This window comes from Pontibacter coccineus, from assembly GCF_030546575.1.
In the GTDB taxonomy this organism is placed as follows: domain Bacteria; phylum Bacteroidota; class Bacteroidia; order Cytophagales; family Hymenobacteraceae; genus Pontibacter; species Pontibacter coccineus.
Map to the genome: position 1 here is coordinate 173,887 of NZ_JAUOTN010000001.1, position 21,333 is coordinate 195,219.

General features: G+C 53.5%; 19 protein-coding genes. 3 read left to right on the plus strand and 16 right to left on the minus strand.

Annotation, left to right across the window (positions count from 1 at the left end; genetic code table 11):
• Positions 1–12: 12 nt before the first annotated feature.
• The 16 genes from Q4E40_RS00850 to Q4E40_RS00925 form a co-directional block, all read right to left on the minus strand.
• A complete protein-coding gene (locus Q4E40_RS00850) occupies positions 13–963 on the minus strand; it encodes a phosphatase PAP2 family protein (protein WP_303409501.1) in 951 nt (316 codons plus the stop codon).
• A 141-nt stretch (positions 964–1,104) separates the two neighbouring features.
• Positions 1,105–1,665: a DUF4833 domain-containing protein gene (locus Q4E40_RS00855; RefSeq protein ID WP_303409502.1), complete on the minus strand. Its 561-nt coding sequence runs from the start codon at positions 1,663–1,665 to the stop codon at positions 1,105–1,107.
• Between the two features lie 16 nt (positions 1,666–1,681).
• Complete coding sequence (locus tag Q4E40_RS00860) at positions 1,682–2,401, minus strand: CDP-alcohol phosphatidyltransferase family protein (RefSeq protein WP_303409503.1); 720 nt, start codon at positions 2,399–2,401, stop codon at positions 1,682–1,684.
• Positions 2,402–2,419: 18 nt separating this feature from the next.
• Entirely contained in the window at positions 2,420–5,023 is a 2,604-nt protein-coding gene (locus tag Q4E40_RS00865; RefSeq protein ID WP_303409504.1) for a DUF5686 and carboxypeptidase-like regulatory domain-containing protein, read from the minus strand.
• Positions 5,010–5,381, minus strand: coding sequence for a GtrA family protein (locus tag Q4E40_RS00870; protein WP_303409505.1), 372 nt, complete (start codon positions 5,379–5,381; stop codon positions 5,010–5,012). The genes Q4E40_RS00865 and Q4E40_RS00870 overlap by 14 nt, the downstream gene beginning before the upstream one ends.
• A complete protein-coding gene (locus Q4E40_RS00875; RefSeq protein WP_303409506.1) occupies positions 5,382–5,843 on the minus strand; it encodes a phosphatidylglycerophosphatase A family protein in 462 nt (153 codons plus the stop codon).
• 10 nt (positions 5,844–5,853) lie between these two features.
• The gene (locus tag Q4E40_RS00880; protein ID WP_303409507.1) at positions 5,854–7,179 is read right to left on the minus strand and encodes an inositol-3-phosphate synthase; all 1,326 of its coding nucleotides are present in this window, start codon (positions 7,177–7,179) and stop codon (positions 5,854–5,856) included.
• Positions 7,180–7,219: 40 nt separating this feature from the next.
• Complete coding sequence (locus Q4E40_RS00885; RefSeq protein WP_303409508.1) at positions 7,220–8,212, minus strand: NAD-dependent epimerase/dehydratase family protein; 993 nt, start codon at positions 8,210–8,212, stop codon at positions 7,220–7,222.
• Complete coding sequence (locus tag Q4E40_RS00890) at positions 8,209–9,330, minus strand: hypothetical protein (protein WP_303409509.1); 1,122 nt, start codon at positions 9,328–9,330, stop codon at positions 8,209–8,211. The genes Q4E40_RS00885 and Q4E40_RS00890 overlap by 4 nt, the downstream gene beginning before the upstream one ends.
• Positions 9,308–10,549, minus strand: a complete 1,242-nt coding sequence (gene spt / locus Q4E40_RS00895) for a serine palmitoyltransferase (RefSeq protein ID WP_303409510.1) — start codon at positions 10,547–10,549, stop codon at positions 9,308–9,310. Before spt ends, Q4E40_RS00890 begins: the two co-directional genes overlap by 23 nt.
• A 195-nt stretch (positions 10,550–10,744) precedes the next feature.
• A complete protein-coding gene (locus Q4E40_RS00900) occupies positions 10,745–11,353 on the minus strand; it encodes a TetR/AcrR family transcriptional regulator (protein ID WP_303409512.1) in 609 nt (202 codons plus the stop codon).
• A 340-nt stretch (positions 11,354–11,693) separates the two neighbouring features.
• Positions 11,694–12,611 carry a pirin family protein gene (locus tag Q4E40_RS00905; RefSeq protein WP_303409513.1) on the minus strand — a complete coding sequence of 306 codons (918 nt, stop codon included), beginning with the start codon at positions 12,609–12,611 and terminating at the stop codon, positions 11,694–11,696.
• Between the two features lie 82 nt (positions 12,612–12,693).
• Positions 12,694–14,820, minus strand: a complete 2,127-nt coding sequence (locus Q4E40_RS00910) for a PAS domain-containing sensor histidine kinase (RefSeq protein ID WP_303409514.1) — start codon at positions 14,818–14,820, stop codon at positions 12,694–12,696.
• 140 nt (positions 14,821–14,960) lie between these two features.
• Positions 14,961–16,907, minus strand: a complete 1,947-nt coding sequence (locus Q4E40_RS00915) for a PAS domain-containing sensor histidine kinase (protein WP_303409515.1) — start codon at positions 16,905–16,907, stop codon at positions 14,961–14,963.
• A gap of 130 nt (positions 16,908–17,037) precedes the next feature.
• Complete coding sequence (locus tag Q4E40_RS00920; RefSeq protein WP_303409516.1) at positions 17,038–17,592, minus strand: serine acetyltransferase; 555 nt, start codon at positions 17,590–17,592, stop codon at positions 17,038–17,040.
• 75 nt (positions 17,593–17,667) lie between these two features.
• A complete protein-coding gene (locus Q4E40_RS00925; protein WP_303409517.1) occupies positions 17,668–17,844 on the minus strand; it encodes a hypothetical protein in 177 nt (58 codons plus the stop codon).
• A gap of 160 nt (positions 17,845–18,004) precedes the next feature.
• Here Q4E40_RS00925 and Q4E40_RS00930 point away from each other — a divergent pair, with 160 nt between their 5' ends.
• The 3 genes from Q4E40_RS00930 (at position 18,005) to Q4E40_RS00940 (ending at position 21,320) form a co-directional block, all read left to right on the plus strand.
• Positions 18,005–19,117, plus strand: coding sequence for an SDR family oxidoreductase (locus tag Q4E40_RS00930; RefSeq protein ID WP_303409518.1), 1,113 nt, complete (start codon positions 18,005–18,007; stop codon positions 19,115–19,117).
• Positions 19,118–19,602: 485 nt separating this feature from the next.
• Positions 19,603–20,076, plus strand: coding sequence for a COG2426 family protein (locus Q4E40_RS00935; protein ID WP_303409520.1), 474 nt, complete (start codon positions 19,603–19,605; stop codon positions 20,074–20,076).
• A gap of 119 nt (positions 20,077–20,195) precedes the next feature.
• Complete coding sequence (locus tag Q4E40_RS00940) at positions 20,196–21,320, plus strand: MBL fold metallo-hydrolase (RefSeq protein ID WP_303409521.1); 1,125 nt, start codon at positions 20,196–20,198, stop codon at positions 21,318–21,320.
• Positions 21,321–21,333: the final 13 nt, after the last annotated feature.

Below are 21,333 nucleotides of genomic sequence, written 5' to 3' on the forward strand. Positions count from 1 at the left end.
TCACAGGCGTTGTTAGCGGATGGCGGCTACGAACCGCCCGATGGCCCTGCTCACAGCCCCTTTGCTGGCCACCAGCCAGTTGAATAAGAGGATGCCGCATGTAGCACAGACTATACCTGCCAGCACATCCAGCACATAGTGGTGCGAGGTATAGACCGCCGCAAACCAGATACCCACCGTGATGATGGTAAAGAGCACTTTGGCAACTATTCCCAGTTTGTTCTTCAAGGCATAGTAGAGCACGATGAGCGGATAAGCGGAATGCAGCGAAGGCATGGCTGCAAACACATTGGAGCCTTTGACATACAGCGAATGAAACACCGTAACACCAAAGAACGCATCGAAGCGCACCAGGCCTGCCGTGTTGCCCGGCGTGGTGGCGATAAACTCAAAACCATGCAGCTGCACGTACCAGGGCGGCGCAGCCGGGTATAGGTAATACACGACAAAGCCGAGCAGGTTGACGAGCAGAAAGGTCAGCGAGAAGTATACGAACTGCTGCCGGTTCCAGAAGAACAGAAAACCCGCAAAGGCCAGCGGCACCGGCACCCAACTGAGGTAAAAGATCCCGCTCAGCACGTCCAGAAAGGTATGGCTGTTTAACTGCCAGTATTCATTGGGAGTCAGTATAATACCGCCGTCACGTATCCCAAACACGACTTTCTCGGCGTTATACAAATCCTCAATGTGCACGGCGTTGAACCAGTAGTTCGGGAAGGCTTTCATGTAGTCGTACAGTACCCAAAACACAATAAAGACCGAGAAACCGGTGATGAACTTACGGGTGATGGGCGTGGCAAAATACAAGGCATTCGCCAGGCCGATCAAAAACAGCTGATCAGTTTTGAACCCCACTAGCAAGTAGGACAGCAGCAGGTAGCCCACCGATAAGGCGGCCAGTGCCAGTATTTCCCGGCGCGATACGCCCTTCTTCTCCCCTGCCGCCTCAGTTGTTGTACGCATGTTATTCTTTGTCAATATCAGATCCGAAAACTTTGTCCCGCAGCGCCGGGCTCACCGTAGCCTGTTTTAATGACGAAAAAGAGGTGTGACTTCCGGAGATTCTTCCGCCAGGCTGACACGAAATTAAATTTCATCAGTAAGCTAAGGTTTAAAGCGACCTGTCACTGCCTTGCCGGTAGCAGCGTCATGGCCGCTCAATTCCACGTACACCACGTTGGGCACCCAAAACGTACCGCCTTCTATGCGCACGAACACCCGATTCAGGATCGCTTCTTTCTTATTGATCGTGGTATAGACGTGGAACTTACCATCCCCTGCCTTGCGCAGGTATAGGGGTAGCTTTCCATAACTCACAAACTTCAACTCGTAATGGTCCTTGCCCAGCTTTTTGGTATTCAGACCATAGGCGAACTTACGCTGTATGTAGTTCAGTTCCTTGCGCTCTCCCCCATCGGCATATCGGATCCAATAAGTGTGTACCGGCTCTGTTTCGTTCAGTGCTCCCTGTGTTGTCCGGTTCAGTTCGTATACCACCGTGTTGGCGTTGGGGTCGCGCTGCACGTAAAACAACAGTCCTTTGATGCCCTTCGGCACCGGTAGCGTGTCGGCCTTTGCTTCTGCCATACCTACCACACTGTTGGCACGGGCGCTGCCTATACCTGCGTATAAGAGCAGGAATGACAGGTAAAATAATTTTCTCACGTTGTTATGCTCTTTCTTAGCGTGTGGCCATCTCTTTCTGCTCCATGGCTTTTTTGGAGTCCATCAGCCTGTTGTAGGCCGTAATGTTCGTCATCACTGCCATCACCGTGATAGGCAGCGTGAAAATAGACATGGTCTCGAACACATGGAATGGAACGCCCGGTATATATACCTTGTAATCGTCTCCCACAAAGTAGTAAGTAATGCCGCAGGCGATAGCCGATACCCCGATCAGCACGATCCGCTCCGGACGTTGCATCAGGCCCCCCTTACACTCCACGCCCAGCCCCTCAGCACGTGCCCGGGTATAGCTCACCATCATCGAGCCGATCAGGGCGATGAAGGCGAAGAGCGAACTGAGCAGGTAGTGGTGCGAGATCAGGTAGTAGCAGATGCCCATGAACATGATCATCTCGCTGTAGCGGTCCAGCACTGAGTCGTACATGGCCCCGAACGTGGACTTCATGTTACCCAGCCGCGCCACCTGCCCGTCGAGCATGTCGAATACGCCGGCGAACAGCACCAGCGCACCGGCCCAGCCCACGTACTCGAGCTCGCCCCGGTTACTGGTCTCACCACCCCATATAAAGATGCCGGCCACCCCGATGTTCAGGATAAGCCCGGTGGTGGTGACCGCGTTGGGGGTAAATCCCAGCCTGATCAGAAGTCGCACAAAAGGGTTGATCACCGTGTAGATTCCCTGCTGCAGCGCATCGCGTACTGATTTCATGTCCATACTACTATGCTGTGAGTATTAAAAATCAAACTTAAACCTGCCCCTTATACCTATATCGGAAACATTTGGATGATCCAGGTAGGTCAGGCGCTTCACCACGTCTATTCTGAAAAAGTTAAAAATGTTACCTACACCTATACTCGCCTCCATATAAGGCTTGTTTTCAAGAGTATACGTGAGAGGCAAACCATTGGCATCAGTCGGGAAGCGCAGCAGGTCTGCGTTCGCGTAAGGTACGTTTTCTTCGCGCACTTTGCCATACAGTGCCTTAAAGGTTACGAACTCCCGAAGCTTAGTTTTCTTGATCAGCGGGAGCTTGTTGAAGATAAAGCCGTTGAAGCCGTGGTCGATGTGCACACTGGCATACTGGTCGCTCACAAACTCCAAGAAGTTCATCAGGTTGTAAGACTGCAGCTGGTACGAGTAACTCTGGTTGGCGCGATGGATCATGAGCAGCGGGAACGGCACCTGCCCGAAGATGTAGCCACCTTCCGTCACCACATCCGAGTAACCCAGCTGCGAGAGATAAAAGCGCTTGCTCACATTCAGGGCCACCTTCTGGTACTCAAACTGCCCTCCAAACGTGCCTTTTATACCGGCTGCTGCCCGCAGCGTAAACACCGGGTGCCGGCTGGCGACAGGGGTGCGGTAGATCTTTCCCTGCAGAAACTGCTCGTTCGGCGCCCAGCGCAGCTCCAGCGAAGCCTCGGTGGTAGTCAGGTGCTGTAATGGCAGCGACTCGACTTCGCCACTGGCATCGCCCACTGGCAGGTACTGCAGCGAACCGGCCGGTGCCTGTTTCCAGTTCCGGAAGCCGATGCGGTAGGACATGTGGTTTTCAAACTCCCGCAGGTAATCGATGTTGTAGGTTTCGCTGTAGAGCCACTTGTCGTTTTCGCCGCGCTTAAAGGAGAGCAGGAAATTGTCCTCCTGTACAAACTGCAGCTCCTGGCCCGGAATATTGGTGTCCTTTTGATAGCTCACGCGGATCGCTCGCACCGGAAACTCCCAGATGGAGCGGTCGGTAAGCGAGTACGTGCCGCCCACGTAGTACTTCCATTTTTCGTCCTTAAAGCCATAGGCCGTGTAGGACTCCAGCATGACTTTCTTGCTGAAGTTGTTGGTCGTACGGCCGCCAAAGCGCAGTCGGAAGCCCTCCACCGGATTGAAGCTGTAGAACGTGTTGATCGGGCCGATCTCGATGTTAGCACCTGCCCGCTTATACCCTGCGATCAGGGCAGTTCCCCAGTCCATGGTGCGCCGGAAGGATTTCATGTTCACCAGGCTGTCGATGTTGGTGTACGTGTTGACCTCCACGGCCGAAAGCGAGTCGTGCCGGCTGGCCTGCCAGAAGTCCTCGCCCTGTCCGGCTGTTTCCTGCGCCCGCACGATGGCCTCGCCCTCGTAGCGCGATGCTGGTTGAGCCTCATTTATTTTGTAGTCCTTAAACGAAACCACACGCTCTCCATAAAAGCCCATGTCGCTGTTCTGGGTGAGGCCGAAATCAGCTTTGAGGCCGCTTCTGCTCAGGTGGTAGTGGCCATCGGGGTTCTTCTCGAAGTCCAGCTTGATCTTCAGGTCGCGCACCCAGTTGATGCTCGCACCCTTGCTCACCTCCATGTCCACGCTTTGCACGGCGTAGGTGCCGTCGAGCGTTACGTACATGCTGCCGGTAAACATAAAGGCTGACGGATTGCGCGGCTCAAACTGCAGCTTGGCCAGTTGCTGGCCACCATCTGCCGTCACCGTGTCCTTTAGGTAGAACTTGTAGAAAGTAGGCGCCATGTCGGCAATCGGGCTCAGGAACTGGTTTGTCAGGATGGTGATGTTATTGTCGTAGATATCCACGTCCTGGTACATGTGCTGCATGTAGGCCATGATGCCCTGGTTGTCGACAAACTCCCCGAAGTCCACTTTCTTTTCGGCCTTTACCACTGTCTTGCGCGCCTGCGGCGACTTGCGGTAATACTGCTCCGTCAGCTCCTCCTGTATAAAGAAAGGCAGCACGGCCATTCCCGCGAGCACGGTGGTATCGATGTTGTTGGTGATGAAGTCGTACTTACGCAGCAGGAGATTGCGCTTAAGTTTCTCAGGCGTGTTCACCAGCGACATCTGCGTTTTCTCGTACTGCTCGTACTGCACGTAGTCGTAGTTTTCCGGCTTGTTCTTGGCCTTGTTGTCCACGACCAGCCTGATCAGGTCAACTGCCGGGTTGTTCTTGTTGCTGTAGTGTACCTTCCGCTTTTTGCCTACCACCACTACCTCGTGCAGCAGTTTGGCATCGGTTTGCAGCTTTACCTGCAGGGTCTGCTCCTGCCCCGGCGTCACGGCCAGGGTGGTTGTCTGGTAACCCAGGTATGAAAATTGTATTTTGTTTACGATCTGGTTTGTCCGGATCTGGAAGTTTCCCTCGTAGTCGGTGCTGGTTCCCGTGCTAGTGCCCGGAATAAAAACAGAAACGCCGATGAGCGCCTCGTTGGTGGCAGCGTCTTTCACGGTGCCCTTAATCGTTGTGAGACCCTGGGCCATCACAGGTGTGGTGTATACGCCTGCCACCACTAGCAACAGGAAGCATAACAGCCGGTATAGGTATAGACTATACCTATTCCTATTTAAATACATATCGTTTTTGAAAAATGTAATTGTAAAAAAAGCCTACAAGCAGGGAGGTGACAATTTTGGAGTAGAGGTATGGCAGCCCGCCATACTGAGTAATCAGATACACACCGGACGCGTTCAGCACCAGGCTTCCCTTCCAGATGACCAGGTATTTGACTGCCTGCAGCGGCACTGTTCTATGCACTGCCTGGAACACCCAGTTCCGACCGAGTGCAAAATGTGTGATGCCCCCTGAAATGGTGCCTATAACGGTGCCTGTCACATACCAAACACCCAGCAGCTCCACCACCAGCACCGTGACCAGAAAGTCCACAGCAGAGGCTACCATCGAAGCAGCCTGCGCCTTCAGAAAGGTAAACATTTAGAATAGCTTCAGGTATAGCAATATTTGTAAAACAATATTTGCGTAAACGCCCGCCACTACGTCGTCCAACATTACGCCTAAGCCTCCCCTCACTTTCTCCAGTTTCCTAATATACAGCGGCTTCACAATATCGAAGAAGCGAAACAGCACCAGGCCGGCCAGCAGCGTGCTGAGCGTCACAGGTATAAACAGCATGGTAATCAACATACCTGCCACCTCGTCTATCACTACTTTCTTATCGTCTTTGCCCCAGTGCGGCTCCACCTCATTGGCTGACCAAACGCCCAGTACTGTGAGCAGCAGCGTGATGATGGGAAGCCAGAGAACAAGCTGGTCTCCACCCGCCTGGGGTATGGCATACAGACACAGGCAGACAGCCACAGCAGCTACCGTGCCGCCCCCTTTGCCCATGTAGCCGATGCCCAGACTGGTGGAAACCAATTTGTGTAATTTCAGCATGCTGTTCCGTTTACTTCGACTCTACCAGATCTTCGTAGTAGTCCAGGCCCAGGTGCGTGATCAGGTCTTCGCCCATGATGTGGCGCAGCGTATTCTGCAGCTTGATCAACTGTTTGAAGATATCGTGCTCCGGACGCAGTCCTTCCGCAGTCTGGGGCGATTTGTAGTAGAAAGACAACCACTCCTGGATACCGCTCATACCGGAACGCTGCGCCAAGTCAGTGAACAGGGCCAGGTCCAGCACGATAGGCGCTGCCAATATCGAGTCGCGGCACAGGAAGTTGATCTTGATCTGCATCTTGTAACCCAACCAGCCAAAGATGTCGATGTTGTCCCAGCTCTCTTTGTTGTCGCCGTGAGGCGGGTAATAGTTGATGCGTACTTTGTGGTACAAGTCGCCGTACAGTTCCGGGTTGTCCTCCGGGTGCAGAATGTCTTCCAGCACGCCCAGTTTCGATACTTCCTTGGTTTTGAAATTGTCCGGATCGTCCAGTACCAGGCCGTCGCGGTTACCCAGAATATTGGAAGAGAACCAGCCATTGATGCCCAGCGCTCTGGCCTGCAGACCGGGTGCTATGATCGTCTTCATCAGTGTCTGTCCTGTTTTAAAGTCTTTTCCGGAGATCGCCACACCATTCTCTTTGGCCAGCTCCACCAGCGCAGGTATGTCCACGGTCAGGTTAGGAGCACCGTTTGCGTAAGGCACACCCAGTTTGAGGGCGGCGTACGCATAGATCATGCTTGGCGCGATGCGCGGGTCGTTGTTACGCAGGCCTTCTTCAAAGGCAGCCACCGTCCGGTGCACGTCGCTCACCTCGGTGTATACCTCCGTAGAACCGCACCACACGATCACCAGACGGTCGCAGCTGTTTTCTTGTTTGAACGTGCGCATGTCTTCCATCAGCGCCTCGGCCAACTCATACTTTGTGGCGGCCTCTTTCACGTTGGTGCCGTCCAGGTTTTTAGCGTAAGACTTGTCAAATACCGCTTTCATCGGCTTGATGGTCTCCAACTCCGGCTTGATGGAGTGCAGCAGCATGGGCTCCAGCACTTTGGCGTTCACGGCCGCCTCAAAAACGTTGTCTTCATACACGTCCCAGCCACCAAAAACGATGTCGTTCAGGCTGGCCAGCGGCACAAAGTCTTTGATCAGGGGGTTGCGGTTATCCGTGCGCTTGCCCAGTCGGATGTTGCCCATCTGAGAAAGTGAACCTACAGGCTGAGAGAAACCTTTTCTGATCGCCTCTACCCCTGCAATAAATGTGGTGGCAACTGCTCCCAGTCCTGGAAGCAGGATACCCAAGCGCCCTTCGGCTGGTTTTACTTGATATTCCATCTTATTCACTTAAGGTCTAAAACTGTTTTAAAATCAATACTTATAGCCAATTGTTTTCTTTATACCATTTCAAGGTGTGCGCTAGCCCCTTCTCCAGGTCGTACTCCGGCACAAAGCCCAGGTCCTGCCGGATCCGGTCGATGCTGCAGTTCCAGTTCTCGGCGGCCAGCTCGTTGAGCTTCTCTTTGTTCAGGACCGGCATCTTGCTGCTGGCAGCGTAAGCCGCCTCCAGTAGCCGGGCCATCACATTCACTACGCCCATCGGTACGTGAAAGCGGATAGCCTTCTTGCCCAGGATGCGCTTTGTGATGGTAGCCAGCGCGTAGCGGTCATAGCTGTTGCCATCTGACAGGTTGTAGCTGGCATGGTGCATCCCTGCGCCCAGCGCCTGTATCACTGCTCTAGCCAAATCCTTTACATACACAAAGCTCAGCCACTGCGGCTTGGTGCTGATGTAGGGTTCCAGCCCCAGGTTCAGGGTCTTGAGGACGATGAAAATATCCTTCTCCCGTGGACCGTACACCGCCGTCGGGCGCAGTACCACCAGGGGCAGGTCTTTTATTTCCGCCAGGTACTGCTCGGCTAGGAGTTTGCTTTTGCCATAGGCCGTGACTGGCTGCGCCTTGCTCTGCTCATGGATGGGCGTCGTGTCGCTGTACACCACCGGCCCCAGCGCCGCCAGACTGCTGATGAAGACAAACTTCTTCAGCGGAATATCAGCTACTGCTGCAGCCTGTGCCAGCTTTTGGGTATAGCCGGCGTTTACCCGGTTATACTCCCGCTCGGTCTTGGCTTTGGTGATGCCAGCCGCATGAATGATGTAATGGTACTGCTTCTCCTCCAGCTCCTTGACCAGCGCTGCGGAGTCGTTGAAGTTAAGCGAAGTGTAGTGGATGCCAAAAGCCTGCAGGTGCGCCACTTCGCTGGAAGGGCGCACGGCGGCGTATACCTCCAGCCCTGCCTGCACCGCTGCCTCTACCAGGTGGTGGCCCACAAACCCGCTTGCTCCCGTTATCAGTACCCGCTCCTTCATATCGCTTTCTCGTAGATCCTGTATTTTTTATAAGGCGTTGCACCCATCTTCAGCAGCCCCTGGTTCATCAGCACGTTGTTCTCCAGTATCCAGGAAGCCTCCGCTGATTGCATCTTTTTTTCCCGGTGCTTCTGCATGGCGGCGCCATAAAAACAGGCCTCAATGCCCATCTTCCGGTAACCCTCCACTACGCCCAGCGCGATGATCCGCACGGCTGTTATCTTTTTCCGCAGCAGCAGCAACTTGAAAATACCGGTCGGCAACAAACGTCCTCTCCTGATCTTTTTCAGGATCTGGTTGATATCAGGTATAGCCAGTGAAAAGCCCACCACTTTCCCGTTGTGCTCGGCAATCAAACAGAAATCCGGGTCCACGATCATCTTCAGATCTTTGGCCATGTAGTCAAATTCCTGCGGCGTCATCGGCACGAAACCCATGTTTTTATCCCAGGCGGAGTTGTAGATCCCGCGCAGGCTCTCTGCTTCCTGCTTGTAGTTTTTCAGGTTGATGGGACGGATCACAATGCCTCTCTGCTCCAGGCGCTCTCGGAGTGCCGTTGCCATACGGGCAGCTTTGTCGTTGTACCCCTCGGCCAGAAACTGGTAAGCCAGCAGGTCCACCTTCTTCTGAAAGCCCAGTTTCTCCAGCAACTGGATGTAGTAACTGTAGTTATAGGGCATCATGGCCACAGGCGAGCTGTCAAAGCCCTCCACAAGCAAACCGCAGGTTTCGTTCGTAGAGAAGCTTACCGGCCCGATCATGGTGGTCACCTGCTTTGCCAGCAGCCATTGCTGCGCCTCCTGTATGAGCTTACCGGCCACCTCCCCGTCGTTCACGCAGTCAAAGAATCCAAAGAAACCGTCCTGGCTGTTGTTGAAGACGTTGTGGTTGTTGTTGAGGATAGCCGCGATCCGCCCGACTAGCTGGTCCCCGTCGTAGGCCAGGTATAGCTGTACTTCGGAGTGCTCGTGAAACGGATGCTTGCCGGGAGTCAACAAGTCCTTTTGCGCGATGTAAAGCTCCGGCACGTAGTGCGGGTCGGCTTTATACAGCGCATGCGGAAAGTCAATGAAGGCTTTCAACTGCTGCTTGGTCTCAACAGGCAGTACTCTCTTCATAAGACGTATTTCGGGAGTTGATGCCGAGCAGTTTAAATGCATCGGCAATTTTAGTAACCGCCTCTTCGATCTGGCCAAAGGTATGCGTGGCCATGATGGAGAGACGCAGCAGGGTAGCATGCGCGGGCACGGCAGGCGCCACTACCGGGTTCACAAAGATGCCGTTGTCCTGCAGCACTTTGGTCACCTGGAAGGTAAGGTCGTTGTCGCGCACATACACCGGAATGATCGGAGTCTCTGTCGGCCCCAGTTCCAGGCCGGCGGCCGTCAGGAGTTTTATCGCATAGTGGGTGTTCCGCCAAAGCTGCGCACGGCGCTCCGGCTCCGACTGAATGATATCCAGGGCGGCGAGTGTGCTGGCCACGGAGGCTGGGGACATACTGGCACTGAAGATGAGCGAACGCGCATGGTGCTTCAGATACTCGATCGTATCGAAGTCGCTCGCAATAAAACCACCCAGGGAGGCAAGTGACTTGCTGAACGTTCCCATGATCAGGTCCACCTGGTCTGTCAGCCCGAAGTGAGAGGCCGTGCCGGCACCCTGTTCGCCGATCACACCCAGACTGTGTGCATCGTCTACCATAATACTGCCACCGTAGCGCTCCGCCAGGGCCACCAGTTCCGGAAGTTTTACAATGTCGCCTTCCATGCTGAAAACCCCGTCCACCACGATGAGCTTGATCGCCTCGGCAGGCAGGCGGCTCAGTTTGCTCTCCAGGTCCTGCATGTCGTTGTGCTTGTACTTGATCACCCTGGAAAAGGAGAGCCTGCTGCCGTCGATGATGGAGGCGTGGTTGTACTCATCCAGAATGATGTAATCGTTGCGGCCGGTGAGGCTGGAGATCACACCCAGGTTTACCTGAAACCCGGTGCTGAATACCAGGGCGGCATCTTTGCCCACGTAGGCGGCCAGCCTGCTCTCGAGCTCCATGTGGATGTCGAGGGTGCCGTTCAGGAAACGCGAACCCGCACAGCCGCTGCCATACTTCGATATGGCATTGACGGCCGCCTCCTTCACCTTCGGATGGTTCGTAAGCCCTAAATAGGCATTCGACCCAAACATCAGCACTTTCTGGCCGTCTATAATGACTTCCGTATCCTGAGCAGACGCTATTGATCTGAAATAAGGATAGGCTCCCTGCGCCATTGCCCTCTCGGCTGCCAGGTAGGCAGCGCTCTTCTCTCGGGCGAGGATTTTCTCACGAAGTATATTGCCCATCTACAATACGTTAAATAATATTTGCATTCATTTAATTGGCACAAGCCCTATCACGCCATCAGCAGGTATGAAGCTGCGTATAACAGTTCTTATAGTTCTCCTTGTTCATAAATTATAGAACTAATAACACCTACTAATATTACTTTTAATTATTGATATTTCCTTAATTTTTATGGATTATTTTTGGATTACGCTTTAATCAGATGCAGGGGACTTTGTTTTCAGTCCGCGCATTAAAATATTATTGATGATGTCCATCCGGCCCTCCAGTGCAGCGAACTTGTTTTCAACCAGCAGGCCTACCTCCAGCCCCCGAAAAGCACACACCATGGCAAATGCAATAGCGTCTATGTCATCTGCCGCATACTGTGCAAACTCTCTGCGCTCAAGGCCAAATCGGAGGATACTGCGGACCAGGCTTATTTCTCTCAGCTCATACCTTCTGTGCAGATCCCGCAGGCGAGGAATACTCGCTTCTATCTCCCCTTTGATCACATTATAGAGGTTTGCCTTCTTTTTGAGGATATTGAACCGGGTAAGGCACAGCGTTCTCAGCTTATCTTCCGCCGTCTGCATTTTGTTTACCTCCTCCTGCAGCGTCCGGAAAACCTCATCCATTTCGCGCGTCAGCACCGCGTCAAAGATCTCGTCCTTGCTCTTGTAATAATAGTAAAGGGTACTCTTCCCTTTTCCGGCGGCTTTGGCGATGTCCTCCATCGTGGTTTTGGACCAACCGAAGTGCCTGAACAGTTTTTGAGCCTCGTCCAGAATCTCCTTCCTTACAAGTTCATCCTTCTCCATCATACCCGTTAGACCAAAATCGTTTTTCGGTCCAAAGGTAATTAAAAGTTAAACATTAATCTACTTTTTGCGAGTCAATATTTTTCGAAGTTTTAAATGGAAAGCTGACCGATACCTGTATTTCACAACGCAACTGCTGCGCACAGGCAAATCGGGCTGATTGAACAAGTAGGGATTTTTAGGCCCCGGTGAGGCTGAGAAAGGAGTTTTGGAAAAAGATCAGGTATGACCCCGGCAGCTGTAGCGCTTCAGTAAGCCGCATGATGTAAACTACTGATGCTTTTTCTTGCAGGGCAAACGGAGCAATTCAAAAGGAAAAAGCACACGCTATACCTGCCATACCTTAGGAGAGTGCCTGTGGTGCCGGTCCGCCGCCTGCGGGTTTCGAACGGTCAGCCGGGAGCGGCACGTATTCCAGGTTGTCGTTAGGCGGCAACAGGATGCGTCCTTCTTTCCAGTCGGCTTTCGCCTGCTCTATCCTTTCCTTGCGCGACGACACAAAGTTCCACCAGATAAAGCGCTCACCCAGCGGTTCTCCGCCCAGCAGCATCAGCGTAGCGGGCTCTTTTGCCAATATCATCGGGTCCGCTCCTTTGGTAAACACCAGCATCTGCCCCACCGTGTAAGTTCTGTGATCGACTTCAATGCTTCCTTTGGCCACGTAGATTCCCCGCTCAGAATGCTCTTTTGGCAGGCCAAAGCGGGCGCCTTTCTCCAGCACGACATGCAAATAGAACATGGGCGAGTGCGTTTTCACGTCGTTGCGCAGTCCGTAGGCATCCCCTGCGATCAGGCGCATCCACACGCCGGTTTCTGTAAAGATGGGTAATTGTTCGGGCTTGTAGTTTTCAAATGCAGGGGCGGCTTCCTCGTCTTTTTCGGGCAGCGCAACCCAGGTCTGGATCATTTCCAGCTCGCCGCCGGCCAGGGTGGCGGGGTCTTCGAAGCGCTCGGAGTGCGCAATGCCGCTGCCGGCCGTCATCCAATTCACCTCTCCCGGCCGGATGATCTGCTCCACGCCCAGGCTATCGCGGTGGGTCACCTGACCGCCAAACAGGTAGCTGACCGTGGACAGGCCGATGTGCGGGTGCGGCAGCACGTCCATGTCGTGGATGAGCGGAGGCTGCACCTCAACAGGACCGGCATGGTCCATGAAGATGAAAGGGCCAACCATGCGGCGCAGCCGAAAGGGCAGTATGCGCCGCACATCCATTCCGGGGGCGAGCGAAGCTTTGCGGGCTTCAATGACAATATCCAGCATAAATACGCATTTACATGAATCCTATACCTGACGCAAAGACCTGCCACTTTCTGCAGCAACAGTGCCTGAATCGGTCATAAGCTTACTTACTGAAGTATACGCTGAAGGTTGTGCCCTTGCCCAGCTCGCTCTCCACTTCTATCCTGCCGCCCGCGTTCTCCACAATCCTTTTCACCATATACAATCCCACGCCGGACCCTTCCACATGGTCATGGAAGCGTTTGAACATGGTAAAGAGTTTGTTCTGCTGCACAGTACTTAAACCCAGGCCGTTATCCTGTACCTGCAGTACCTGAAATCCGTCCCGCTGTTCGCAGCTTATCTTAATGTGCGGCTTCCTGTCCGGATGGCTGTACTTGATGGCGTTCGACAACAGGTTGTAAAGAATGCTGCGCAGGTTTTTCTCTGAGAAGGCCCTGGTCGAGCAATCGGCAACATCCGTTTCCATGTGCGCATCAAACTCCGTGATCATTTTGACCAGGTCAAGCTCCACTTCCCGGATCATGTCGGCCACCACCACATACTCCTGCTTGTTCAGTTCCTCTTTCTGCAGCTTGGAGATTTCCGTCAGACTGGCGATCGTCTTCTTGAACCTGGACACTGAGCCCTGGATCATGTTGAGTATTCTCCTTACCTCCGGTTTGCCGAGGCTGTGCTCAGAGAGTTCGAACAACAGTTCGCTCATCAGCATCTCGATGTTCGAGATCGGCGCCTTTAAGTCGTGGGAGGCAGTGTAGATGAAGTTATCGAGGTCCTTGTTGATGTAGACGAGTTGCTGGTTGGCGATGCCAAACTCTTTGTTGGCCTTTTGCAGCTGCTGTTCGCTTGCCTCCACCGTCTTGCGCGCCTGCACCTGCTCGGTCACTTCGAGCGCGAAGACCACCACGCCGTCGATTTGGTTTTGTTCGTTGTAACGCGCCTGCTGAATGTAGCGGAAGTACCTGTCCTCCATTTCGCCATCGGGACGGGCAAACGGAATGTACATTTCCTTCTCTTCGTGGGTGTACCCTGTCTCATACACATCTCGAAAGGTCTTATACACCGGGTTATCTTTAATTTCGGGCAGGGCCTCCAGAATGGGTTTCCCAAGCAGCTCCCTCCCGGGGAAAAAAGCAGCATAGGCCGGGTTTACCAGCTCATATACCAGGTCAGGCCCGTTTAAAATACAGATGGCGGCCGGGGCTCCCATAAAGAGGCTTTGGAGCCGTTTGCTTTGTCGCTCCGCCTCCGCCTGTGCCTGCTCCAGTTCAAAGGTGCGGCGTTTTATCACTTCCTCCAGCCCCAGGTTCATAGTATGCAGCGATGCGGCGCTCGATTCCACCTGCTGGCGCGCCGTCACGAAGTCGGTCACATCCAACGCGAAAATCAGTATGCCATTCACATTCCCCTCCGCATCCAGCAGGGCCTGGTATATAAAATTCCAGTAAATGTCCTCGGCAGGTTGCCCTTCGTAGCGCGCCACCGGTATTAGCAGTTCCTTCCCTTCGTAGGTGATACCTGTCCGGTATACCTCGTGTATGATGTCATAAACCGCTTGGTGCCTGAGTTCTGGCAAAGCCTCGAACAGGGGCAGGTTCAGCATCTCGCGGCCCGGGAAAAGCTGGTAATAGGAGCTATTGATCACCTTGTAGATGAAAGTCGGCCCCTCGAGCATGGCGCAGGCCGCCGGCGCCTGGTCAAAAAAGCGCTCCATGCGCAGGCGCTGTTGCTCTGCCTGGGCTAGCGCAGCCTGTTCTTTTGCCCGGCTTTCCTGCAGCTGTGCCTCTGTTTTCAGGGCGTCCGAAATATTTTTCGTCTCATGCAGAATACAAACGAGCTCGTTCTGGCTATTGTAAATGGGGGTGTTTGTGGAGACCCAGTATCGCTCCAGAAATTCCCCGGGTTTGTCGGGGTGCGGAATGTCGAACCGCGTGCCATCCATTTTGTGGGGTTGGCGGGTAGAAATCGCCCGTTCGATGGATGCCCGCAGGGTTACCGAGGGAGTGAGCTCGGGCGTATTGGGGTTATCCGGGAAAACAGTGAAGAGATGCTTGCCCATGATGTGCTCACGGGTTAAGAACGCTTCGCGCAAATAAGCCTCTGAGGCACCCATGATGGTCAGGTCAGGCGAAATAAGCAGGATTAAACCACTCTGCGCTTCCAGCAATTGCCGGTACGGGATGGTTGGGTCTGACTGATTCCCCTGCGTGGGAACGGCGCTATGTAGCATGCGGTACTTTTATTGTTTACACTGATTGCGGGTATGTATGGAGGGTGTTACCGGAAAGCGGCCCGGCCATTAGAAGGCGCCATCCACTCATGCTATACCTGTATGTTCGCCCCTATACCTGGACCTTTGCCCGGCAGCGATCAGTTTTTTGATTGATGGAAACTGATAATAAAACTGGAGCCTACGCCCACTTCGCTGTCCACCGCTATGCTGTCGCCGGCATTGTCGAGTATGCGCTTCACCAGGTATAGCCCTATACCTGTACCCTCCACATGGTCGTGCGCACGCTTAAAAAGCGAGAAGATCTTACCGATCTGCTTCGGAGTGAGGCCAAGGCCATTGTCCTGCACGGTAAGTTCGTATAGCCCCTCCCTGGTGATGGCCGTGCTGATGTTGACCACCGGGCTGCGATCCGGGTCGGCATACTTGATAGCGTTGGAAACCAGGTTGAACAGGATGCTTCGAAGATTTTTTCGTGCGTAGCGTAGCGTGTCAAACTCCATAGCGGTGCACTGCACCACGGCGCCGGTGTGCTCGATGTAGGGCTGCAAACTGATCTTGACGTCCTCGAGCATGTCCCTGATCTGCACATCCTCAGGGGATTCCTGCTCATGATTCAGCCTGGTGACATCTGACAGATCAGCGATCACGTTTTTGAGCGTGCCGAGTGCACTGCCCATGTAACTTAACAGCACTTCATGTTGTTCGAGGCTGTCGCCCAGGTCTTCCCTGAGCGCCTGCAGCAGGCCTTCGAGGTTGGTGATCGGGGCTTTTAGGTCGTGGGAGGCCGCGTATACAAAATTGTCGAGCTCATTGTTGATCTTGATCAGCTCGCTGTTCTTGTGCATCAGTTCCTCGTTACGCCGCCGCTCCGTCAGGTCACGGGTTACTTTGGAGAAGCCCAGCAGCCGCTTTTTGCTGTTGTAGATCGGTGTGATCACCACGTTGGCCCAAAATGCGGTGCCGTCTTTGCGGATGCGCCAGCCTTCGTCCTCGAAGCGCCCCACTTCCTGCGCCTTCTTGAGTTCGTACTGCGGAAACCCGCTCGCGATAGACTCCCGGCTGTAGAAAGTAGAGAAGTGGCGCCCTATGATTTCTTTCGGTTTATAGCCCTTGATGCGCTCGGCACCTTCGTTCCAGCTCATGACGATCCCCTCCGGATTCAGCATCAGAATGGCGTAGTCCTTCACGCTGTCAATCATGAGGCGGCTTTTCTCTTCGCTCTCCCGCAGCTCTTCGTTTGCAAGGAAAAGCTGCTGCTCCATTTTCAGTCTTTCCGTGAGATCGCGCGTGATCTTTGAAAAGCCGATCATCTCTTTTTTGGAGTTGTAAATGGCGGTGATCACCGTATTGGCCCAGAAGGCGGAACCGTCTTTCCGGTAACGCCAGCCATTGTCCTCAAAGCGTCCGTGCTCTTTGGCCTGCTGGAGTTCATAATCCGGGAAACCCTGCGCGATCAGGTCCTGGCTGTAGAACCTGGCAAAATACTTCCCGATGATCTCGTGTGCTTCGTAACCGTTCATGCGGTGGGCGCCATTGTTCCAGGTGGCCACGTTACCGGCCGGGTCCAGCATAAAGATGGCATAATCGGTTACGCCCTCTATGAGCAGACGAAAGCGCTCTTCGCTCTCCTTCAGCTCCTCGAAGGCACGGTAGAGGTCATCCTCGGCTTTTTTGCGCTCAGAGAGGTCGCGGGTTATTTTGGAGAAGGCGACCAACTGCTGGTCCTTGTCATACACAGGCGTGATGACCACATTGGCCCAGAAAACAGAGTCATCCTTTTTCACGCGCCAGCCCTCCTCTTCGTACTTGCCCGCCGCAATCGCTTTGGTCAGTTCCTGAGCCGGGTATTCATCATCAATGTCCTTTTGGGTGTAGAAGATCGAAAAATGCTTCCCAATGATCTCCTCGGCATCATAGCCTTTGATCTGCTTTGCCCCGGTGTTCCAGGTGATGATGTACCCTTCGGTATTGAGCAGGAAAATAGCATAGTCTGTGATACTGTCAATAAGAATCCGGTACTGCTCATCGCCGCCGGTGTCTATACCTGCTGCGGTAACAGTAGCTGGGTTTAAGTTTACGTCCATTCAAAAAAGCTGCTTAGGTAAGGTGAGTAAGGTGCGCGTTGTTCAGCCTTTGATGTATAAAACTGATTGTATTGGGCTAATATAAGCGAAAAACTGGTTTAGAAAGCTCACTAAAGTAAAAAAAACCAGGCTATACCTCCTGCGGCTGCAGGTCAGCGCTTCGCTCACTCGGCACAGCAGGCTGGTCGAGGCGCTTAATGACACGGGCCGGGTTACCCACTGCCACGCAGTTATCGGGTATGTCTTTTACCACGACAGAGCCAGCGCCAATACGCACATTGTTGCCAACGCGCACCTCACCGATGATGCACACGTTAGAGCCTAGCTCCACGTTATTGCCGATAATCGGCGAACCGGTGTAACTGCCGTCTTCACGGCGTATGTTACCCAGGGTGGTGGAGTGGCGGAAAAAGCAGTTCTCACCAATCACGGAGCAGCCATTTACGACCAGGGCCTGTCCGTGGCCCAGGAAGAAATTCTTACCCACTTTGGTCCAGTGGGGCAGTTCTATACCCAGGATCCATTCGACAAAGATCTTGTAGAAGGCCAGGTAAGGCAACCAGATAATGCGGAAAAAGGTGTTGATAGAGGCAGGGCGGGCGATGCGGAACATGAGCATCACAAGGCGACCTTTCAGGTTACCCTTGTTCACGTTCCAGTCCTGGAACACATAAGACAAAAACATAGGCGAATGTTAATTTATATTCCACATACGCTATGTTGCGACCTGGCGTTGCAACATTCATGAGCGGCCTGTCCCCTATTCAGGCTTTTTCCGGATGGCCCCGTATAGCACAGGGCTGAAAAAACGCAGGTTTTCCAACACACAGGCCATGCTGAAAAATTTCTCAGGATCGATCTCAGGCTCTTCCGCCATGGTGGCCAGCAGCATGTCCAAGGTATAGGCAAACGTGGCGTCGAATTCTTCTTCGGTCATATGTATACTATACCTGTCCGGTATACTCCTGCTGTATAACCACAATGATAGCCAATTAATTTCACACGAACCTGATGCGGCCATTTCTTAACTGCAGGTCCGGATGTGCGTACCTTAAGTAGTACTTCATCATTTTCACTACAAAACAAACTTAAGACGTATGACGATCAAACTCAAACCTTTAAAAGACCAGGTAATGGTAATTACCGGGGCCTCAAGCGGTATCGGGCTGGCCACAGCTCTTGCCGCTGCCGAAAAAGGAGCCCGGCTGGTGCTGGCAGCCCGCAATGAGCAGGCACTGCAGGAGATAGCCCAGGAAATAAATGACAAGGGCGGACAGGCGATTGCCGTGGGGGCTGATGTAGGCCGGCAGCAGGACATCCAGCGCATCGCCGATGCGGCCCTCTCCCATTTCGGAGGCTTCGACACCTGGGTGAACGACGCCGGCGTATCCGTTTACGGCCGTCTGCTGGAAGTGAGCGACGAAGACAACCGCCGCCTCTTCGACACCAACTTCTGGGGACTGGTATACGGCTCGCAGATGGCGGCCATGCACCTGCGCAACCGGGGTGGCGCGATCATCAACATTGGTAGTGTGCTTTCCGATATCGGCATTACGATGCAGGGCATGTACAGTGCCAGCAAGCACGCCGTGAAGGGCTTTACAGATTCGCTCCGCATGGAGCTTGAAGAAGAAGGCGCGCCCATCTCGGTTACCCTGATCAAGCCGTCCGCCATCAACACCCCCTACCCTGACCATGCCAAAAACTACACCAGCCACAAGCTGACCCTTCCGCCACCTGTGTACGAACCGGAAGAAGTGGCCAATGCCATCCTACATGCTGCCACACACCAAAAGCGCGATGTTATGGTTGGCGGTGGCGGCAAGCTGATGAGCCTGACCAATAAAATTGCCCCTGGCCTGATGGACCTTGCCAACGAAAAGCTCATGACCGACCAGCAGTTGCTCGACGAGCCGGCGCAGCACCGGGAAGGTACCCTGCACCAGCCCGGTGAGGGCGGCCGCATACACGGTCGCATCAAGGACACGATGCCAACCAGCCTGTATACCCGCACTGTTACCAACCCGCTGGTGGCAGGCGCTGTCGTGGCCGCCGCAGGTGCCGCTGCGCTGGCGCTGATGGGCAAAAAGCGCAAGGAAAACGGCACCAACAGGTATAAGCAGTCGAATACCAGGCCTGAGATGGTAGAAGTGGTGGAGATCGTGGAGGAAGTACACGTAACCTCGCTCCCACCGCAGCGACCGCTGTAAACCCGGATTCCCGGCTCACACTATTTGATGAGCCTCGACATGATTAAACAAAAACAGGTGCAAAGGCCAGAATTTTTGTACCTGTTTTTGTTTATATGGGTAGAGGGACTATTATTACCAATTCATATAATTGAAATAATACAAATAAAACAAATATAAAGACTTCTACGACTTATCATTTACCTTCTTGTTTCTTCTGCCCAAATATTGCCCTAAAGCGCTTTAAACCTGTTTTAGTCTTGTGGACCTTATCTTACATCTGATGTTATATTTACAATCAGTAAATCACTATATCAAAAAACTACCAAATCACGTTGAATTATATTGAAAGTCATACTGTTAGCAGTACGGCGGTAAGCGAGCTAGTACATGCGGCTGTCGATTTATTTCAAGCTACAGGCTGCTGTACCGATGTATAACCACCGAATTTGCCGCTATATTTGCAGGCTTTTACGTAGTAGCTTAGCTTTTTTTCTGAGAATAATATGTTTGAAACGCTTCTCTATACCTTTCTTTTGAGTATCTCTCCTTTCGGTGAAGCGCGGGCAGGCATACCGTACGCCATACTTAATAACGTGCATTTTATACTGGCCTTTGTGGTCGGCACTGTGGCCAACACGCTGGTGTTCCCGCTTTTCATGTGGTTGATCGATACCTTCAGCCGGAAGTTCTGGCCGTTCAGGGCCTATAAAAGAGGGGTGGTCTTTCTGTCGAAGCGCGCCAAGAAACTGGCCGGCGACAATGTGCAGAAGCACGGTTTCTGGGGGCTGATGGTGTTTGTGATGATCCCGCTTCCGGGTACGGGCGCCTACATGGGCACCATTGCAGCCAACATCTTCAAGATCGAGCGCAGAAAGGCTTTCCTGGCCATCAGCATTGGCGTCGTGATTTCGTCTATTTTCATGGCCTTGGCAACGCACTTCGGTCACCTGGGCGTTACGCAGCTTTCTGCTAATTAACGCCATATTGCGTCTAGGCACACAAGCCCTGTTTGCACAGTCCGTCCTGTCGAAAGCAAACAGGGCTTTTTGCTTATCCAGCCTACTGCACTGAGCGAAAGAATGCGTAATTTTGGCGCATGACGCTCAAAAAAATCACGTCCTACAGTCTACTTTCCCTGCTTTTGATTAGCGGTGTAGCCGGATGCAGCTTTATGCACCTCTCGCCCCAGTTTGGCGGCGAGGCCAAAGGAGAACGGCTGCAGCTCATGCAGGCTTCGCCCAATTACGAGGATGGTGTCTTCCACAACCCGGTGCCTACCAACATGGACATTGGCTTCGGGGGCTATGTCAAAATGATCAACTCTCGCCTCTTCGACAAAACAGAGAACCAATCGCCTGACTGGGAGCTTCCTGTTCAAAAGATAGAGCCGGGCCAGCTCGCTTCGGCGCAAGACACCGCCACGGTGCTCACCTGGTTCGGGCACTCCACCTTCCTGATCGAATTGGACGGAAAACGCCTGCTCGTTGACCCTATGCTGGGCGAGCGAGCCTCTCCGCTCAGCTTCCTGGGGCCGAAACGCTTTACAGACGAACTGCCCATTGCCGCTGAAGACCTCCCTTATATTGATGCGGTACTCATCTCGCACGACCACTACGACCACCTCGACTATAGCTCCATCAAAAAACTGGCAGAAAAGACCGGTCATTTCTACGTGGCGCTGGGTGTGGGGGCGCATTTGGAGCGCTGGGACGTTCCGGCCGAAAAGATCACAGAGCTGGATTGGTGGGACGAGGCCGAACTGGCAGGTATAACATTTGTGGCCACTCCCGCCCGCCACTTCTCCGGCCGCGGCATCTCCGACCGCATGAAGACCCTCTGGACCTCCTGGGTGATTCAGGGCAAAAACGATAAGATCTTCTTCAGCGGCGACACAGGTTATTTCGAAGGCTTCAAGGAGATTGGCGAACGCTACGGTCCCTTCGACATTACCCTGCTGGAGTGCGGGCAGTACAACGAACTCTGGTCCGGCATCCACATGATGCCCGAAGAAACCGTGCAGGCCCACCTCGACCTGAAAGGAAAGCTGATGATGCCGATCCACTGGGGCGCCTTTGCCCTGGCCCTGCACTCCTGGACCGACCCGATCGAGCGCGTGACGAAAAAAGCGGAGGAATTGAACGTACCTATGACCACGCCCCGCATCGGCGAGCCCATTATCCTGGAGCGGCAGGTTCCGCACTCGCAGTGGTGGGAGAAGTAGCAGGTATAGCCCA

Bases quoted from the DNA above. Each gene is read 5' to 3' on its own strand.
- Q4E40_RS00930 (WP_303409518.1), top strand. From the start codon at position 18,005: ATGACGATCAAACTCAAACCTTTAAAAGACCAGGTAATGGTAATTACC.
- Q4E40_RS00885 (WP_303409508.1), bottom strand. From the start codon at position 8,212: ATGAAGGAGCGGGTACTGATAACGGGAGCAAGCGGGTTTGTGGGCCAC.
- Q4E40_RS00925 (WP_303409517.1), bottom strand. From the start codon at position 17,844: ATGACCGAAGAAGAATTCGACGCCACGTTTGCCTATACCTTGGACATG.
- Q4E40_RS00865 (WP_303409504.1), bottom strand. From the start codon at position 5,023: ATGTATTTAAATAGGAATAGGTATAGTCTATACCTATACCGGCTGTTA.
- Q4E40_RS00940 (WP_303409521.1), top strand. From the start codon at position 20,196: ATGACGCTCAAAAAAATCACGTCCTACAGTCTACTTTCCCTGCTTTTG.
- Q4E40_RS00860 (WP_303409503.1), bottom strand. From the start codon at position 2,401: ATGGACATGAAATCAGTACGCGATGCGCTGCAGCAGGGAATCTACACG.
- Q4E40_RS00880 (WP_303409507.1), bottom strand. From the start codon at position 7,179: ATGGAATATCAAGTAAAACCAGCCGAAGGGCGCTTGGGTATCCTGCTT.
- Q4E40_RS00875 (WP_303409506.1), bottom strand. From the start codon at position 5,843: ATGCTGAAATTACACAAATTGGTTTCCACCAGTCTGGGCATCGGCTAC.
- Q4E40_RS00920 (WP_303409516.1), bottom strand. From the start codon at position 17,592: ATGTTTTTGTCTTATGTGTTCCAGGACTGGAACGTGAACAAGGGTAAC.
- Q4E40_RS00905 (WP_303409513.1), bottom strand. From the start codon at position 12,611: ATGCTGGATATTGTCATTGAAGCCCGCAAAGCTTCGCTCGCCCCCGGA.
- Q4E40_RS00870 (WP_303409505.1), bottom strand. From the start codon at position 5,381: ATGTTTACCTTTCTGAAGGCGCAGGCTGCTTCGATGGTAGCCTCTGCT.
- Q4E40_RS00915 (WP_303409515.1), bottom strand. From the start codon at position 16,907: ATGGACGTAAACTTAAACCCAGCTACTGTTACCGCAGCAGGTATAGAC.
- Q4E40_RS00890 (WP_303409509.1), bottom strand. From the start codon at position 9,330: ATGAAGAGAGTACTGCCTGTTGAGACCAAGCAGCAGTTGAAAGCCTTC.
- Q4E40_RS00910 (WP_303409514.1), bottom strand. From the start codon at position 14,820: ATGCTACATAGCGCCGTTCCCACGCAGGGGAATCAGTCAGACCCAACC.
- spt (WP_303409510.1), bottom strand. From the start codon at position 10,549: ATGGGCAATATACTTCGTGAGAAAATCCTCGCCCGAGAGAAGAGCGCT.
- Q4E40_RS00900 (WP_303409512.1), bottom strand. From the start codon at position 11,353: ATGATGGAGAAGGATGAACTTGTAAGGAAGGAGATTCTGGACGAGGCT.
- Q4E40_RS00850 (WP_303409501.1), bottom strand. From the start codon at position 963: ATGCGTACAACAACTGAGGCGGCAGGGGAGAAGAAGGGCGTATCGCGC.
- Q4E40_RS00935 (WP_303409520.1), top strand. From the start codon at position 19,603: ATGTTTGAAACGCTTCTCTATACCTTTCTTTTGAGTATCTCTCCTTTC.